At 63.3% G+C, this 16,069-nt stretch carries 14 protein-coding genes; 4 read left to right on the top strand and 10 right to left on the bottom strand.

What is annotated here, in order from left to right; translation table 11 throughout:
- Nucleotides 1-184: 184 nt before the first annotated feature.
- Together AC0QTX_RS04355 and lexA are read left to right on the top strand one after the other, a co-directional pair.
- A complete protein-coding gene (locus AC0QTX_RS04355) occupies nucleotides 185-439 on the top strand; it encodes a hypothetical protein (RefSeq protein ID WP_474602594.1) in 255 nt (84 codons plus the stop codon).
- Nucleotides 440-602: 163 nt separating this feature from the next.
- Nucleotides 603-1,307 carry a transcriptional repressor LexA gene (lexA, locus tag AC0QTX_RS04350; protein WP_474602593.1) on the top strand — a complete coding sequence of 235 codons (705 nt, stop codon included), beginning with the start codon at nucleotides 603-605 and terminating at the stop codon, nucleotides 1,305-1,307.
- On the opposite strand, the gene AC0QTX_RS04345 is transcribed toward lexA, so the two are convergent.
- A complete protein-coding gene (locus AC0QTX_RS04345; protein WP_474602592.1) occupies nucleotides 1,285-2,895 on the bottom strand; it encodes a ComEC/Rec2 family competence protein in 1,611 nt (536 codons plus the stop codon). The two genes, lexA and AC0QTX_RS04345, sit on opposite strands and share 23 nt — an antisense overlap.
- Before the next feature lie 5 nt (nucleotides 2,896-2,900).
- Nucleotides 2,901-3,560 carry a DUF4131 domain-containing protein gene (locus AC0QTX_RS04340; protein WP_474602591.1) on the bottom strand — a complete coding sequence of 220 codons (660 nt, stop codon included), beginning with the start codon at nucleotides 3,558-3,560 and terminating at the stop codon, nucleotides 2,901-2,903.
- A 139-nt stretch (nucleotides 3,561-3,699) separates the two neighbouring features.
- On the opposite strand from AC0QTX_RS04340, the gene gltX reads away from it, so the two are divergent.
- Together gltX and gltA are read left to right on the top strand one after the other, a co-directional pair.
- A complete protein-coding gene (gene gltX / locus AC0QTX_RS04335) occupies nucleotides 3,700-5,130 on the top strand; it encodes a glutamate--tRNA ligase (RefSeq protein WP_474602590.1) in 1,431 nt (476 codons plus the stop codon).
- A gap of 169 nt (nucleotides 5,131-5,299) precedes the next feature.
- Nucleotides 5,300-6,592 (top strand): citrate synthase, encoded by a 1,293-nt coding sequence (gltA, locus tag AC0QTX_RS04330; protein WP_474602589.1) that lies wholly within the window; start codon nucleotides 5,300-5,302, stop codon nucleotides 6,590-6,592.
- 100 nt (nucleotides 6,593-6,692) lie between these two features.
- Here the strand turns inward: gltA and lpxB are convergent, their stop codons facing one another.
- From lpxB to dxr, 8 genes are all read right to left on the bottom strand, one after another.
- Complete coding sequence (gene lpxB / locus AC0QTX_RS04325) at nucleotides 6,693-7,865, bottom strand: lipid-A-disaccharide synthase (RefSeq protein ID WP_474602588.1); 1,173 nt, start codon at nucleotides 7,863-7,865, stop codon at nucleotides 6,693-6,695.
- Nucleotides 7,858-8,724 carry an LpxI family protein gene (locus AC0QTX_RS04320; RefSeq protein ID WP_474602587.1) on the bottom strand — a complete coding sequence of 289 codons (867 nt, stop codon included), beginning with the start codon at nucleotides 8,722-8,724 and terminating at the stop codon, nucleotides 7,858-7,860. Before AC0QTX_RS04320 ends, lpxB begins: the two co-directional genes overlap by 8 nt.
- Nucleotides 8,721-9,530, bottom strand: coding sequence for an acyl-ACP--UDP-N-acetylglucosamine O-acyltransferase (gene lpxA, locus AC0QTX_RS04315; RefSeq protein WP_474602586.1), 810 nt, complete (start codon nucleotides 9,528-9,530; stop codon nucleotides 8,721-8,723). Before lpxA ends, AC0QTX_RS04320 begins: the two co-directional genes overlap by 4 nt.
- Nucleotides 9,530-9,994 carry a 3-hydroxyacyl-ACP dehydratase FabZ gene (fabZ, locus tag AC0QTX_RS04310; protein WP_474602585.1) on the bottom strand — a complete coding sequence of 155 codons (465 nt, stop codon included), beginning with the start codon at nucleotides 9,992-9,994 and terminating at the stop codon, nucleotides 9,530-9,532. Before fabZ ends, lpxA begins: the two co-directional genes overlap by 1 nt.
- Before the next feature lie 40 nt (nucleotides 9,995-10,034).
- Complete coding sequence (gene lpxD, locus AC0QTX_RS04305; protein ID WP_474602584.1) at nucleotides 10,035-11,099, bottom strand: UDP-3-O-(3-hydroxymyristoyl)glucosamine N-acyltransferase; 1,065 nt, start codon at nucleotides 11,097-11,099, stop codon at nucleotides 10,035-10,037.
- Between the two features lie 38 nt (nucleotides 11,100-11,137).
- Complete coding sequence (bamA, locus tag AC0QTX_RS04300) at nucleotides 11,138-13,534, bottom strand: outer membrane protein assembly factor BamA (RefSeq protein ID WP_474602583.1); 2,397 nt, start codon at nucleotides 13,532-13,534, stop codon at nucleotides 11,138-11,140.
- Between the two features lie 167 nt (nucleotides 13,535-13,701).
- Nucleotides 13,702-14,865, bottom strand: a complete 1,164-nt coding sequence (gene rseP, locus AC0QTX_RS04295) for an RIP metalloprotease RseP (protein ID WP_474602694.1) — start codon at nucleotides 14,863-14,865, stop codon at nucleotides 13,702-13,704.
- A 21-nt stretch (nucleotides 14,866-14,886) separates the two neighbouring features.
- On the bottom strand, nucleotides 14,887-16,068 hold the full coding sequence (gene dxr / locus AC0QTX_RS04290) for a 1-deoxy-D-xylulose-5-phosphate reductoisomerase (RefSeq protein WP_474602582.1): 1,182 nt from the start codon (nucleotides 16,066-16,068) through the stop codon (nucleotides 14,887-14,889).
- Between the last annotated feature and the right edge of the window lies 1 nt (nucleotide 16,069).

Genomic DNA, 16,069 nt, shown 5'->3' with positions numbered 1-16,069 from the left:
CTATGTTGGATTATCATGCACCCTATCTCACAGTTCAAATCCCGTTGGTTGACCCTGCTGCTCCTCGCCGCTGGCCCCCTCACCCTCTCCGCCCTACCAGACGGCCGATATCTCGCAGGGGTCCGCTCAAAGTTCTCAGCTTCAGCAACGTGGCCCCGCGACGACGGCTACTCATGCTGAACTCATGGCTGAAGCCTCTGCTCTCGGAGCAACCCAGGCAGCGACCGGCATTGCCGCATCCTTCGACAAGACGGGGATAGCGTCCATTCCGGTTGCGATCGGCGGAGTCGCGGCCCGTAAGGCATGGATGGCGAGCGGGCGGGCGCGAATGCAGGCGGCCCGGGAGGCGGACAAGCAGGCCTTCTACAAGAAATACGGCCTGAATCCTGACGGCACGCCTTCTGGCCGTCCGGGGCCAGGCTCCGCGGTTCAGGAATAGATCCCAGCATGGGCGAGAAGAGGCTGAACATCCTTGCACATCAGCAAAATGCACAATTTGACCTAATGGCTTAGCTCAAGGCTTGCGGAACACAGCAAGAACGGCTACCTTGTTCTTGCTTTGTTTCAGAATCGCTCCCGATGCGGAGCAGTAAGGGCCAGCCATGCTGACGCGCAAACAGCACGAATTGCTCCGCTTCATTCATGAGCGGCTGCGTGAAACCGGGGTTCCGCCATCCTTCGACGAGATGAAGGACGCGCTCGACCTCAAGTCCAAGTCCGGCATCCACCGCCTCATCACGGCGCTTGAGGAGCGCGGCTTCATCCGCCGCCTGCCGAACCGCGCTCGCGCCCTGGAGGTGATCCGCCTGCCGGAGAGCACCAGCGGCGCAGGCAGCCAGAGGCGCTTCACGCCGAGCGTGGTCGAGGGCGGCCTTGCCGGCAAGGCGAAAGCGGCCCCCACGCCCGCATCCGATGCGCGGGACCGCGAGATGGCGATCCCGGTCATGGGCCGGATCGCCGCCGGTGTGCCGATCTCCGCGATTCAGACCCGCAGCCACTCGATTACGCTGTCCGGCGACTTCCTTGCCCAGGGCGACCACTTCGCCCTCGAGGTGCGCGGAGACTCCATGGTGGAGGCCGGCATCCTCGACGGCGACCTCGTGGTCATCCGCCGCCAGGACACGGCCAATACAGGCGACATCATCGTGGCCCTGATCGACGAGGAGGAGGCAACCCTGAAGCGCTTCCGCCGCCGCGGCTCCTCCATTGCCCTCGAGGCCGCCAACCAGGCTTACGAGACCCGCGTGCTCGGGCCCGACCGGGTCAAGATCCAGGGCAAGCTCGTCAGTCTGGTTCGCCGGTACTGACCTCGTCTTCCGGAAGATCCTGCTCAGGGACGGGCCTTGCAATCCTCGGCCGCCCCTGAGCGGGCAATCCTTCGACCTGGATCGACCGTTCATCTGACCAGGCGATCACCTCACGCCCTTTCCTGACGGATGTGACCTCGATCACGTCAGGGCCGAAGCGCAGTGTCGCGGCTCCGCGCTCCTTCAACGCATCACCGTCCAGAACGAAAGGCTGCCGGCATGCTGTCGGAGCCTGCAGCCGCGTGACGATCACGTTCGCCCGACGGCAATCCTCCTCGAAGGCGGCAAAATCCTGGACGAAGGCGATCCACCGTCCATTCCCGGCGACGACAACGCAGCCAGCGCTGTCGCAGCGTGCCTCACGCCTGAGGCTGGCATCATCGGCATTCCTTTCGTCACCATCGGCCCGCAGCCATTGCTCGGTCACGAAGCCCGACGGGCGCCCGACCAGGGCAAGCTTTCCGTTGGTGCCGCGAATGGCAGCCCCTGCCCCCTCTCTGTCGATGAAGACATCGTACCGGTACGGCACCACCGTAAAGGCGAGCCCCAACCCGGCCGGCACCAGGGCTACCAAACGCAGCGACGAGGCCGGGATGGTCAGGATGAGCAGGCTCAGGCACAGAAGCGACAAGGCGCCGACGCTCAACGCCGGCACCACCACGGTGGAGCCGCTGAAGCTTCCGACCCAGGCGGACACCTCGAGCACCTGCTCGACGGCCGCACCCATCATCTGCCAGACCGGACGGTCGAGGCCGAAGGGAAATGCCAGCACGCCGAGAACGGCCGACGGCATCACGACGAGCGAGACGAGCGGCAGGGCGAGCGCATTGCCGACGAGACCGTATGGATTGAGCGACTGGAAGTGATAGGCCGCGAAGGGAGCCGTGGCGATGCTGGCCACCAGGGTCGTGATCACGAGTCCGAGCATGGCCTGACCGCCCCAGCGCAGACCTCGTTCGAGAACAGTTGCAGGTTTTCCATCGGCCGATTTCCGGTGCATCAGCGGCACCAGAGCCATCATTGCGGCTACGGCTCCGAAGGACATCTGGAAGCTGGGCCCCAGCAGAGCCTCAGGCTCCTTGGCAAGGACGATGAACGCCGCGATCGAGAGATTGCGAATGCTGAGAGCAGGACGGTCCACCAGCACCGCGCCGAACATCACCAGGGTCATGATGAGCGAGCGCTCGGTCGCGACATCAGAGCCTGAGAAGACGCAGTAGATCGTCGCTCCGATCATCGTAGCCACAGCCGCAATCTTCTTCACCGGCCAGAGAAGCGCGCCCGCTGAACCCAGCGCCAGAAGCGCGCGAACCAGCCAGAAGAAGGTACCGGCGGCGAGCACCATGTGGAGACCCGAGATCGACACGATGTGATAGATCCCGGCCCCGCGCAGAATGTCGTTTGTAGGCTCCGGAATGAGCCCACGCTTGCCGGTCACCAGGGCAGCCCCGACACCGCCGGCTGCGCCCCCGATGGATGTAGCGATACGCTGGGTGAGTGCATTGCGGGCCACGTCCACCTGAGCTGCCACCTGCAGCGACCAATCCGGCGAATGCGGTGCATCGACCCGCCGCACCTGGCCCACCATGGAGCCTACGGCCCCGATGCCTTGTAGTAGGCATCGCGAGCGAAATCGTAGCCGCCGGGCCATGCCGCCTCTGGTGGCGGCAGCAGGCGAGCCGTGCCGGTGATGAACTGCCCGGCCGCCAGATCCGCACCGGATCGCAGGGAGACCCGCACGAGGCGAGGATGCTCAGACTCCGCAACATCCTTCATCTCCGCAACCCGAATGAGAAGTCTCCGCCCCTCGTCCCGGTTCTCTACCGCCTCGATAAATCCCGCAAGCGTCGTGATGGTGACACGCGTGAGAACCGGAGCCGCGACATTCCGGGTTCGGATCACGCCAGCCGAAAAGCCGGCAAAGAGAGCGGACAGCGCGATCATGATCATGAGCGCTGTCATGTTCCGGCGCAGGGCAACGCCGAATGCAGCGCAGATGGCAAATGCCCCTGCCGGCGCCCAGAGGGAGGCCCTTCCATCGGCCTGGAAGAACAGAAGGATGCCGATGCCGAAGCACACCGAGATCCAGGGAAAGAGCCGGCGCTGCTCGACCTCAAGAGCGATGGCCTTCCTGAACCAGTCGCGCCCGTCGAGGAGGCCCCATTCGAGGTTCGCCGCCCAGGAGCGAGGCAAAGCCGCCGTCCGCGCGACACTACGCGCCATCATGCGGGGCTTTGCCTGGTTGTCATCCATGGTGTCTTCGGCTTAACGCGGGTCTCGACGCATGCTAGACGACCGCACGCTCCGGCCCAACCCGCCCTGTGGATTGAGTCGGAAGGCTGCGGATGCAAAGCCGCGCGACCCAAGGTTTCTCAGTCAAGGTTTCCCTTCGATGACCGTCGTCACCCGCTTCGCCCCCTCTCCCACCGGCTTTCTCCATATCGGAGGGGGACGCACGGCTCTGTTCAATTGGCTCTACGCCAAGCGCCATGGGGGCAAGATGCTCCTGCGCATCGAGGATACGGACCGGGAACGTTCCACGGACGCGGCGATTACGGCCATTCTCGACGGACTGACATGGCTGGGCCTCGATTGGGACGGCGACGTTGTCTATCAGTTCTCCCGTGCCGCCCGCCACAAAGAGGTCGCCGACAGCCTGCTGGCCCAGGGCCGCGCCTATTACTGCTATGCGTCCCAGCAGGAGCTGGAGGAGATGCGTGAAAGCGCCCGCAAGGAGGGGCGGCCTCTGCGCTATGACGGCCGCTGGCGCGACCGCGATCCGTCCGAGGCTCCAAAGGACGTGAAGCCCGTCATCCGGCTCAAGGCGCCCAATGAGGGCGAGACGGTGGTCGAGGACGAGGTTCAAGGCCGCGTGGTGTGGCAGAACAAGGATCTCGACGACCTCGTGCTCCTTCGCTCGGACGGCACTCCCACCTACATGCTCGCCGTGGTGGTGGACGATCATGACATGGCGGTGACCCATGTCATTCGGGGCGACGACCACCTCACCAACGCTGCGCGCCAGACCCAGATCTACCAGGCCCTTGGCTGGGACGTGCCCAAGATGGCGCACATCCCGCTTATCCACGGACCCGACGGAGCCAAGCTCTCCAAGCGCCACGGTGCATTGGGCGTCGAGGCTTACCGCAGCTTGGGCTACCTCCCGGAGGCGCTGCGCAACTACCTCGTGCGCCTGGGCTGGAGCCATGGCGACCAGGAGATCTTCTCCACCCAGGAGATGATCGACGCCTTCGATCTCGGCAGCATCGGCCGGTCGCCGGCCCGCTTCGATTTCGCCAAGCTCGAGAACCTCAACGGGCATTACATGCGCCAAGCCGATGACGAGCGGCTGGTGCAGGCCCTGGAGGATCTGCTGCCGGAGCTGGACAAGGATGAGCACCATCTCGGCCGCACCTTCAAGCCGGCCCTGCGGCAGAAGCTGATCGCCGCCATGCCAGGCCTGAAGGAGCGTGCCAAAACCCTGGTGGAGCTCCTCGACAGCGCCTATTACCTCCATGCCCAGCGCCCACTGCATCTCGACGAGAAAGCAGCCAGCCTGCTGGCGGATGGCCGCGCACGCCTCGTCGGTTTAGCGGAGAAGCTCGATGGCGTTTCCGACTGGTCTGCCCAGAGTGTGGAAGCCGTCGTGCGCGAGCATGCGGATGCTCTCGGGGCGAAGCTCGGACAGGTGGCGCAGCCTCTCCGGGCGGCGCTGACCGGCCGTGCGACATCGCCTGGACTTTTTGACGTCATGGCGGTTCTCGGCAAGGACGAAACCCTGTTGCGGCTGCGCGACCAGATCAAGGATGCGCCCGCTGCATAGCGGGTGAATCTCGCCTTTAGACGTGCTTGCCCCCTATCTACGGATAAGCTACCGAAGGCGCCATAAACCGACCGACCGGCAAACCCTGGTTCGGCAGCCCCGAGGGCCTACTCCGCTCCCCCGGTTGCTCTAGGTTCTGCCCGGCCTCCTTTTGAAAGGGCCATGACGAATGAGTTCCAGCAACAGCACCATTTCAGTCGACGGAAAGTCCGTGGAGCTGCCGGTCAAAGAAGGCACGATCGGCCCGAGCGTCGTCGACATTTCCAAGCTTTATGGCCAGACCGGGATGTTCACCTACGATCCCGGTTTCACGTCAACGGCGGCCACCGAGTCGAAGATCACTTATATCGACGGCGACCAGGGCATCCTGCTCTACCGCGGCTACCCGATCGACCAGCTCGCCGAACACGGCGACTTCCTTGAGACCTGCTACCTGCTTCTCTACGGTGAGCTGCCGACAGCTGCACAGAAGGCGGACTTCGACTACCGCGTCACGCGCCACACCATGGTGCACGATCAGATGAACCGGTTCTTCACCGGCTTCCGCCGTGATGCGCACCCGATGGCCATCATGGTCGCCTGCGTCGGCGCCCTATCGGCCTTCTATCACGACTCGACGGACATCTCGGATCCGCACCAGCGCATGATCGCCTCCATGCGCATGATCGCCAAGATGCCGACGCTGGCGGCCATGGCCTACAAGTACTCCATCGGCCAGCCCTTCGTGTATCCGCAGAACGACCTGGACTACACGTCAAACTTCCTGAAGATGTGCTTTGCGGTTCCGGCTGAGGAGTACAAGGTCAACCCCGTGCTCTCGCGGGCCCTCGACCGGATCTTCATCCTTCACGCCGACCACGAGCAGAACGCCTCGACCTCGACCGTGCGTCTTGCCGGCTCGTCGGGTGCAAACCCGTTCGCCTGCATCGCAGCCGGCATCGCCTGCCTGTGGGGCCCCGCCCATGGCGGCGCGAACGAGGCGGCGCTCAAGATGCTGGAGGAGATCGGCACGCCGGACCGTATTCCGGAGTACATCGCCAAGGCGAAGGACAAGAACGATCCGTTCCGCCTCATGGGCTTCGGCCACCGGGTCTACAAGAACTACGACCCGCGCGCTCGCATCATGCAGAAGACCACCCACGAGGTTCTCAACGAGCTCGGCATCAAGGACGACCCGCTCCTCGACGTGGCCGTGGAGCTTGAGCAGATCGCGCTCAAGGACGAGTACTTCGTCGAGAAGAAGCTCTACCCGAACATCGACTTCTATTCGGGCATCACCCTCAAGGCGATGGGCTTCCCGACCTCCATGTTCACGGTGCTGTTCGCGCTGGCCCGCACGGTCGGCTGGATCGCCCAGTGGAGCGAAATGATCGAGGATCCGTCCCAGCGCATCGGCCGTCCGCGCCAGCTCTACACGGGCTCGCCCGAGCGAGACTACGTCACGGTCGCACAGCGCGGGTAAGCGTTGTCTCAAGGGTTGAACAGAAAAGGGGCCGAAAGGCCCCTTTTTCATGCTTGCCGCAAGTAGCAGCGCCGCCTCACATCTAAGTTTGGATCGAAGCTCAGGTGCGCTCCGACAGCACCTCTTCCACAATCCGAGCGGCTCGTTCGCTTGGGGCCTCATCCCCGATCTTCATGAGAGTGTCGAGCTTGCCGAAGGCGTCGATCTGCCGTTGCCGTTCCGGTGTGTCGCTCAGAAGCGGCAGGAGCGCCTCAGCCAGTTTCTCCGGCGTACAATCCCACTGAATGAGTTCCGGAATGACGTTCTCACCGAGAACCAAGTTGGTCAGTACGATGGAGGGCGCCTTGATCAGGTATTTCAGCACTTCCTCGATCTTCGAAACCCGGTAGGCCACGACCATCGGAACACCCGAAATCCCGAGTTCCAGCGTGACGGTGCCGGAAGCAGCGAGCGCCGCATCAGCTTGCCGGAACGCCTCCGATTTGGCCGCCTCCCCTTCCACGATCCGAGGTCGCACGCTCCAGCTCTCGGCCCGTGTTCTGATCTCCTGCGCAAGATGAGAAACCGCCGGGATCGTCACCTCGAAGGAATGCGGCGAACGCTCCTTCAGGAGCGCCAGGGCGGCACCGAACGGCTCCATCAGCCGACTCACTTCCGAGCGGCGGCTGCCGGGCAGGACGAGCAGCTTCAGCGGCTGACCCTCTACATGCCGCCTCTCCCCGGCCGCGGGCCTGATCTCGGAGAGACGCTCGATGAGCGGATGCCCGACGTAAGTGGTTGGCGGGCCTCCCAGACGTCGATGCGCCTCAGGCTCGAAAGGCAGGAGCGCCAAGAGATGATCCACATACGCGCGCATCTTCGGAGCGCGCCCAGGGCGCCAAGCCCAGACGGAGGGGCTGACATAATCGACAATAGGAATGCCCGGCGCGCTTTGGCGAACGGCCTTGGCCACACGATGGGTGAAATCCGGGCTGTCGATGATGACAAGCATGTCGGGGTTTGCAGCGATCACTGCGTCTGCCGTCATGCGAATCCGCTTCAGGATTGCGGGCAGTCGCGCGATCACGGCGGAGAAGCCCATGACGGCAATCTCCTCCAGGGGGAAGAGACTGTTCAGTCCCTCCTTTTCCATGGCGTGCCCGCCCACGCCGCCGAAGTGGAGGCGCTCGGCTCCGAGCCGCGCCTTCAGGGAGCGCATCAGCTTGGCGCCGAGCTGGTCGCCAGACTCCTCGCCCGACACGATCCAGATCGTCAGCGGCTTGTTCTCAGCCAAGAGGCTTCTCCATCCAGGGCAGATCGACAGCGCTGAGGAAGAGCCCCAGGCGATTGGCCGTGCGCAGAGTTTCCTCCTGGTCGAGCACAAAGGTAGATCCCGCGCCGATGGCAATGCCGGAGAGACCAGCCCTGGCGGCCTCAGCTACTGTTCTCGGGCCGATGGTCGGCATGTCGACCCGCAGATCCTGACCGCGCTTGGCGGCCTTAATCAGCACTCCGCCTTCCTCGCGACGGCGAAGACCGAACCAGGTCTGGCGCAGGCTCCGCACCCGACGGATCATGCGGTCGGTGCCTTCGGGTCCCTCGATGGCCAGAACATGCCTGCGGTCGACGACGGCTCCCTGCCCGATATCGAAGTCCGACAGGGAGGCGAGAAGTTCGAGCCCAAAGGAGATGGCTTCATGATCATCAGCTCCCGGCTGCCGGGTACCGGTGAGCGTGCGGGACGCCACGAGGTCGGGGGCCAATTCGTGGGCACCGACGACCCTATGCCCATGTTCTTCCAAGAGCATCACGGCCCCCCGCAGCACCTGATCGTCCCCCCGTGCGATGACCTCCTTCACCTCGTGCATGTTGCGAAGCAGGGAGTAGGCGCTCAGCAGCGCGGAGAATCCAGGACGGCGCACGGCCCCGACAAGGGAGACGGCCTGCGGCCGCCAGCCCTCGAGAGTGCTCATGATTGTCTTGAGATCGAGAAGATCGACGGTGGCATGGGCGCGGCGCTGCAGCTCGGCCTCCGCAAAGCCGCGGAAGGCCAAGACCCGGACGTCCTGCCCCGTCCGCTCCAGATGGATCAAGAGCTGGATGGGAAGCTGCCCGGCCCCGGCGAGGATTGCAATGGGGCCTTGGGGCATCATCCGGTTGAACTGACGGGATCCCGCGGCGTACAGATGGCCCTGTCTCCGCCGGCACGGATGAAATCGAGGATCTCGTGCACGAATGGATGGCTGTCGAACTCGCCAGCCACGTCCTCGACACGCTCAGACAAGGTGCCTTCATCCGCGAAGAGAAGCCGGTAGGCACGGCGGATGTCATGAATCTGCTCGCGGGTGAAGCCGCGGCGGCGCAGGCCGATGATGTTGAGACCGGCGAGATGCGCCCGGTTGCCCATGGCCATGCCATAGGGGATCAGATCGTTCTCGAGTCCCGACATCCCACCCACGAAGGCATGGGAGCCTACCCTGGCGAACTGGATCACCGCGGAGCCGCCACCGAAGATCACGAAATTCCCCACCGTCACGTGGCCGGCCAGCATGACGTTGTTGGAGAGGATGCAGTCGCTCCCGACCTTCGTGTCATGTCCCACATGGGAGCCCGCCAGGAAAGCGCAGCGATCCCCGATGACCGTTCGAAGGCCGCCACCTTCGGTACCAGGATTCATAGTCACGCCTTCGCGGATCATGCAATCGGCGCCGATCTCCAGCGTCGAGGGCTCGCCCTTGTATTTCAGGTCCTGCGGAATGTGGCCGATAGAGGCGAAGGGGAAGATCCGTGTCCGGGGACCGATCGTGGTGCGTCCCGCCAGAGCCACATGGCTCAGGAGCTGGCATCCCTCGCCCAGCTCGACCTCGGGGCCAACCGTGCAGAACGGGCCGATCTTAACGCCTGGACCGATCTTCGCCCCATCTTCGATGACGGCGGACGGATGAATCAACGTTTCCATCAGTCGCTCACCAGCATGGCACTGACTTCAGCTTCGCAGACCAGGATGCCGTCCACCTTTGCCTCACCCTTGTACCACCACATGTTGCGCCGGTTGTTCAGCTTGCGCATGTGGAACTCGATCCGATCACCCGGCTCCACAGGCTTACGGAACTTCACCTTGTCGATCGTCATGAAGTACACCTGCTTCGGCTTAGCCTGTTCGGCCATCTTGGCCTTCACGCAGATTGCCCCCGCCGTCTGAGCCATCGCCTCGATGAGAAAAACGCCCGGGAAGATCGGACGCGACGGAAAATGGCCCGTGAATTGTGGCTCATTGAAGGTGACGTTCTTGATGCCGATGCACGAGTTGTCGCCGTCGATCTCGATGATCTTGTCGACCAGGAGAAAGGGATACCGGTGCGGCAGCAGCTCCAGGATCTCCATGATATCGGCGGTTTGAAGCGTGGTGGGCGCTTCGGACATGATGGGAACTCCGAACGGTAGAGAATGTCTTCAATGAACGTTATGAAGACGCATCGTCGTCTTTGGCGGAATCGCCCTGGGATGCAAGCTTTTTCAGCGCCGTAATTTCGCGGAACCACTCCCGCATCGGCCGCGCCGGGATTCCGCCCCAGCGGGCTCCTGGCGGAACATCGCCATTGACGCCGCTCGTGGCTGCGATCTGAGCCCCCATGCCGATCCGGACATGGCCCTTCACGGCCACCTGCCCCCCGATCGCGGCGAAATCCTCGACGGTAGTAGAGCCGGCGATGCCGACCTGGGCTACGATCACGCAGTGGCGGCCGATCACCACGTTATGGGCGATCTGAACCAGGTTGTCGATCTTGGTGCCCTCGCCGATTACCGTATCGCGGCTTGCACCCCGGTCGACCGTGGTATTCGCCCCGATCTCAACGTCGTCCTGGATGATGACGCGCCCGACCTGCGGCACCTTCAGATGTCCCTGGGGCCCCATGGCAAAGCCGAAGCCGTCCTGGCCGATCCTGACCCCCGGATGGATAATGACCCGGTTGCCGAGATAGGCGTGGGTGACGGTCACGTTCGCCGCGATGGAGCAGTCGCGCCCGATCTTCACATTGGGACCGATCACGGAGTGAGCGCCGATCAGGGTACCCGATCCGATCTCCGCGTACGGTCCGATTACGGCGCCCGGATCGACGCGGACGCCATGCTCCAGCCTTGCAGAGGGATGCACGAAGGAGCCTGGGGAGACCCCAGTTGCAGCAAAGGAGGATTCCGGCCGCATGGCGGATGGGAACAGGATCGCGAGGACCTGAGCGAAAACCCGGTAGGCCTGGGGCGTGACGAGGGCAACCGTATGAGACGGTACCTTTGCGGCATAGCGTGGCGTCACGAGGCATGCAGCAGCCTGGGTCGCCGCCAGCGCTCCGACATAGGCTGGATTGTCCATATAGGCGAGATCGCCCGGACCTGCGCTTTCGAGAGGGGCAACCCCACGAAGCAAAAACTCCCCGTCGGTGCCGTCGGGGAGCGCTAAATTTGCCATCTCCGCCACCTGACGCAGTTTCAACGTCTGGCTTTGCGGAAAGAAGTTCGATTCAGCCATGAAGCATAAGTGAGGGCACCTTTCGGCGCCCCCTCCGATTAGAAGCGCGTGCCGCCCGTGAAGCGGAAGGCCTGGGTACGGTCGCCGCCCACACGAACGCCATCCCTGAGTTCGCCCTCCTCCTTCGAGAGTGCGAACGCATAGTCGAAGCGGATCGGGCCGAGGGGTGAGGTCCACAGGATCGAGGCACCAACAGACGAGCGCAGCTTGCTGCTGTCGAGAACCTCGATACAGTTCTGCGGCCTGTCGCCGACGGGCCGGCACTCGAGAGGATCGAGGATGCTTCCACCCCCGCCAAAAGTGGTCGGACCGTCGTAGCCGAAGAGCGTACCGGCATCTGCGAAGACGGCACCCCTCAGGCCCAGCTCACGTGGCAGGAGAGGGATCGGGAATTGCATTTCCAGCGATCCGCCGAAGTAGGTGGTACCGCCGATGGCATTCGCCCTGCTGTCGAAGCTCGAGATGTCACGCGGACCGATACCGTTGGGCGCGAAGCCGCGCACCAGAGCCGGCCCCATGAAGAAGTGGTCGATAATGCGCAGATCGCCATTATCACCACCGTCGTTGTTATCGAAGCCCATGATATGGCCGCCCTGGAGACGGGCAATACCCACGACATCCTCGAAGAGCTCGTGGTAGTAGCGAGCGTCACCGGTCACACGGAAGTAGCGGGAGTCACCACCGAGGCCCGCGAAGTCGGTCTTCACCTCAGCATAGAAGCCGTTCCGAGGGTTTCTGGTGCTGTCGAGCGTGTTGTAGTTGAAGGTCAGGCCTGCCAGCGAGGTGATCGACTCGCCCTGAGACTGCTTGATCGCCAACGAAGCCTCGCCGTTCCCTTCGCAACCCGTGCGGGACGCGATCTCGCCCGGCGCACCGGTAGCAAGCCCACCGCCAGCGAGCGGGGTGAAGCCAGGGATCGGAACCGAGCAGTCATTGAAGGGCTGGTCAGGATCGTTCGGGATCTCCAGCTCCTGCTGATAAAGCGAGTAGCGGGCCGTGATGGTGAACTCTTCCGTGAACGGAAGACCCAGGCGCAGCGTACCGCCGGTCATGCGGTTCTCGTAGCGGGAGTAGCGGGTCTGGTCGCTGAACTTCGAGAACAGGTCGATACCCGCAGACATCCGGTAGCCGAGGAAGTACGGCTCGGTGAACGAGAAGTCGACGCCGTGGGCGCGCTGGCCGAGCTGGCCTGCGAGGCGCACGAACTGGCCCCGGCCCAGGAAGTTGGTCTCGGTGACCGACACTTCGCCGATGAAGCCATCTGCCGTCGAGTAGCCGCCCGAGATCGAGAACGCACCGGTGGACTGATCTTCCACATCCACGTTCACGACGACACGGTCAGCAGACGAGCCGGGCTCGTTGGAGATGCGAACGCGCTTGAAGTACCCGAGGTTGTTCAGGCGGCGCTCGGCACGGTCGACGAGCACCTGATTATAGGCATCGCCCTCGCCGAGCTCGAACTCGCGGCGGATGACGTAGTCGCGGGTGCGGCTGTTGCCGCGCACGTTGATCCGCTCGATGTAGATCCGCGGAGCTTCCTCGACCACATAGGTGAGGCTGATCGTGCGGGTCGACGGATCGCGGGCGCCGACTGGGCGCACCAGGGCGAAGGGGTTGCCCTGACGCGCGACATTGGCGGTGAGGCTCTGAACCGACTTCTCGACGGCTTCGGCGTTGTAAACCGAACCTTCCGAAGTCGCGACTCCCCGGCGGATGGCCGCGGGATCCACCCCGGGAAGCCGGGGATCGACGCTCACGCTGCCCACCCGGTACTGCTCGCCCTCTTCCACCGCAATGGTGATGACATAGCCACCGCCATTGGCGTCGAACGTGACATCGTTCGAAACGATGCGGAAGTCGGCATAGCCGTTCTTCAGGTAGTAGCGACGGACCAGTTCCAGGTCATTCGCGAGACGGTCCGGATCATAAACGTCGGTGCTCTTGAGGAAGCTCAGGAGGTTCGTCTCCGTCGTCTGCATGACGCCGCGCAGGCGGCTCGACGAGACCTGGTTGTTGCCGACGAACCGGATTTCCTTCACGCCCGTCTTGTCACCCTCGACGACCGTGTAGACCACGTCCACCGTGCCGTTGGGGAGATCGACCACCCGCGGCGTAACCTGGGCAAGCCCACGGCCGGACTGCCGGTAGATCTCAAGGATACGCCCGACGTCAGCATCAATGACAGCCTGGTTGTAGGGGGCGCGGGCGCGGGCTTGGAGCTGATCCTGGAAGACCGCACTCTCGATCTTCCTGTTCCCTTCGACCACCACCCGGTTGACGACAGGGCCCTGCGCGGCCGAAGCACGGCGGTTTCTTGGGGCCACCTGCTGCGCGAAGGCGCTCTCCGCGGCAGTGATTCCGGCCATCAGCGCGCTGATTGCGATAACGGCGGTGGTGGCCGGCTTCTTCCGGCGAGGCGTGGTCGTCGACATCATCAACTGGCCCGTTCTTTGTCTTTATATCCCTTGCGGAGGTGTCCCCGCAGGCTGGAGACGAGTGCCCCCAACCTTATCCATGTGAAGCGCTTGTACAAACTTTCGCCGCTATTGCAAACGGCGCGTCCACAGCAGAGTAGCGATTTTTATCCTGCGTGGCGTCCTTGTCACGATCCCGGGCTCATAAAACTGGTGCCAAGGTGAACAAGATCATTCCAAGTGGCGAACAGCATCAGCATCGCCACCAGGGCAAACCCGATTCTGAAACCGATTTCCTGGGCCTTTTCGCTCAAAGGACGACCACGCACGGCCTCAATGGCATAGAACAGAAGGTGGCCGCCATCCAGCAGGGGAATGGGAAAAAGGTTAATGAGACCGATGGAGACCGACATGAAGCCGATCAGGCTGACGAGGCTGTAGACCCCGCCGATGTCGAAGGCGGTTCCGGAGGCTCTGGCGATTCCGATAGGCCCCGAGAGCTGATCGGCCGATTCCACCCCCATCACCAGGCGACGGATGAAGTTGAGAGTCCTTTCCACGAGGTTCCAGGTCTCGACCACAGCAGCCTTCAAGGCTCCCCAGGGGGAATAGGTCAGGCGCTTGATCGCGGAAGGGTCACGAGAGACCTCGACGCCCAGCAGGCCGATCCGCTGCTTGCCGAAAGGGCTGGTCCGTTCGACGAAATTCGGCGTTGCCGTAAGGGCAACCGTTTCGCCGTTACGCTCCACCGTGAATGCGAGCGGTTCGCCTGCGCTGGAACTCACGATCAGCTGCATGTCAGCGAAGGTCTGAATGATCCTGCCGTCGACGCTCAGGATCAGATCCTTCGGCTGGAAGCCGGCCTTCTCGGCTGCGCTGCCCGGCTGAACCGCCTCAATCCGAGGTTCCAGCACCGCTCGCCCATTAAAGTAATTGAATCCTGCAAAGATGGCGATCGCCAGGATGAAGTTGGCGATGGGCCCGGCCGCCACGATCGCAGCCCGCTTGGCGACGCTCTTGTGAGGGAAGCTGATAGCTCGTTGATCGACCGGCATCTGTTCGAGCTGGCTCTGGTCCGGGACGCTGGCGGCGTTGAGGTCGCCAACGAACTTCACGTAGCCGCCGAGAGGGATTGCTGCGATCTTCCACCGCGTTCCCTTCTTGTCCGTCCAGCCGATCAGTTCGGGTCCGAACCCGATGGAAAAGGCGGTGACACCCACACCGCACAGCCGGCCGACCCAGAAATGGCCGAATTCGTGGACGAACACGACAACCGTGAGCACCACAAGGAAGGACATCAGGGTCAGGAACAGGGAGCCTGTTGCGCCGCTGATAGCCGTGAGAAACTCCATCATTGTCCCTTTCGCAGCATTTTACAGTCGCGCTGCATCAGCGAAGATCGGAATGAGCCGCCGTGCGGCCTGCCTGGCCTCCTCGTCAATGGCCAAGGCCTCTTCGACGGTGGCTGGCGCTGCAAGCTGTCTTCCGGAAAAGATTGAGCAAACCTCGCCAACCATCTCGGAAACATGGTAAAATCCGATCCGGTCTGCCATGTAGGATTCGACAGCAATCTCATTGGCTGCGTTCAGGATCGTGGGGATTGACCCTCCAGCCTTGAGTGCAGCCTTAGCCAGAGTGAGACACGGAAACCGAGCCTCATCCGGCCGGTCGAAGCTTAAACGGCCAATCGCGGCAAGATCGAGACGAGGCAAGTCCATCTTCAGGCGACCGCCCTGGCGCAGGGCGTTGGCGATCGGAACCTTCATGTCCGGCAGGGCAAGGCCCGCCGTTACGGCTCCGTCGACCCATTGGACGAGGCCGTGAACGATCGCCTCCGGATGCACCAGCACATCGAGGCGCTCCGCATCAAGGTTGAACAGATGATGCGCCTCGATGAGCTCCAACCCCTTGTTCATCAAGGTGGCAGAATCGATGTTGATCTTCGACCCCATGGACCAGACCGGATGGGCCGAGGCCTCCTTGGCGCTGGCCTTCGCAATCTGCTCTCTTGGAGTCGTGCGGAACGGCCCGCCGGTCGCCGTGATGATCGCCTTTTCAACATCCCGGTTGCGGCCGGCAGCGAGGGCCTGGTCAAGGGCGTTGTGCTCTGAATCGACCGGCATGAGCTCGGCACCGAAGCGGCGAGCATCGGCCATGAAGGCATCACCGGCGCAGACCAGGCTTTCCTTGTTGGCCAAGGCGATGGTCCTGCCCGGTTTGAGCGCGGCATGGGTGGGAGCGAGGCCGGCGGTCCCGCTGATGGCCGCGAGGACAATGTCCGCCTCGCGCCCGGCGGCCTCCAATATGGCAGTCTGTCCCGCTCCGCTCTCGATCCCCGTCCCGGAGAGTGCCTGCCGCAAGGCCTCACCTCCGCGCTCGTCGGCCAGTGCGGCGAATTTTGCCCCGAGACGGCGGGCAACCTCCGCCAGGGCCGGGGCATCGCGGCCGCCCACGACCGCCTCGACCCTGAACTCATCGCGGTGAGCCAGCACCACATCCGCCGTCGAACGGCCGATCGAGCCGGTTGCTCCAAGGATCGTAAGGGAACGGGTCATC

Source organism: Microvirga sp. jy35 (assembly GCF_056148915.1).
The sequence above is the reverse complement of the archived record's forward strand: the minus strand, read 5'-3'. Positions and strand labels throughout refer to the sequence as shown.

Bases quoted from the DNA above. Each gene is read 5' to 3' on its own strand.
- AC0QTX_RS04340 (WP_474602591.1), bottom strand. From the start codon at position 3,560: ATGGATGACAACCAGGCAAAGCCCCGCATGATGGCGCGTAGTGTCGCG.
- AC0QTX_RS04320 (WP_474602587.1), bottom strand. From the start codon at position 8,724: ATGATGCCCCAAGGCCCCATTGCAATCCTCGCCGGGGCCGGGCAGCTT.
- AC0QTX_RS04345 (WP_474602592.1), bottom strand. From the start codon at position 2,895: ATGGTGGGCCAGGTGCGGCGGGTCGATGCACCGCATTCGCCGGATTGG.
- bamA (WP_474602583.1), bottom strand. From the start codon at position 13,534: ATGATGTCGACGACCACGCCTCGCCGGAAGAAGCCGGCCACCACCGCC.
- AC0QTX_RS04355 (WP_474602594.1), top strand. From the start codon at position 185: ATGGCTGAAGCCTCTGCTCTCGGAGCAACCCAGGCAGCGACCGGCATT.
- lexA (WP_474602593.1), top strand. From the start codon at position 603: ATGCTGACGCGCAAACAGCACGAATTGCTCCGCTTCATTCATGAGCGG.
- gltX (WP_474602590.1), top strand. From the start codon at position 3,700: ATGACCGTCGTCACCCGCTTCGCCCCCTCTCCCACCGGCTTTCTCCAT.
- fabZ (WP_474602585.1), bottom strand. From the start codon at position 9,994: ATGTCCGAAGCGCCCACCACGCTTCAAACCGCCGATATCATGGAGATC.
- lpxA (WP_474602586.1), bottom strand. From the start codon at position 9,530: ATGGAAACGTTGATTCATCCGTCCGCCGTCATCGAAGATGGGGCGAAG.
- rseP (WP_474602694.1), bottom strand. From the start codon at position 14,865: ATGGAGTTTCTCACGGCTATCAGCGGCGCAACAGGCTCCCTGTTCCTG.
- gltA (WP_474602589.1), top strand. From the start codon at position 5,300: ATGAGTTCCAGCAACAGCACCATTTCAGTCGACGGAAAGTCCGTGGAG.
- lpxD (WP_474602584.1), bottom strand. From the start codon at position 11,099: ATGGCTGAATCGAACTTCTTTCCGCAAAGCCAGACGTTGAAACTGCGT.
- dxr (WP_474602582.1), bottom strand. From the start codon at position 16,068: ATGACCCGTTCCCTTACGATCCTTGGAGCAACCGGCTCGATCGGCCGT.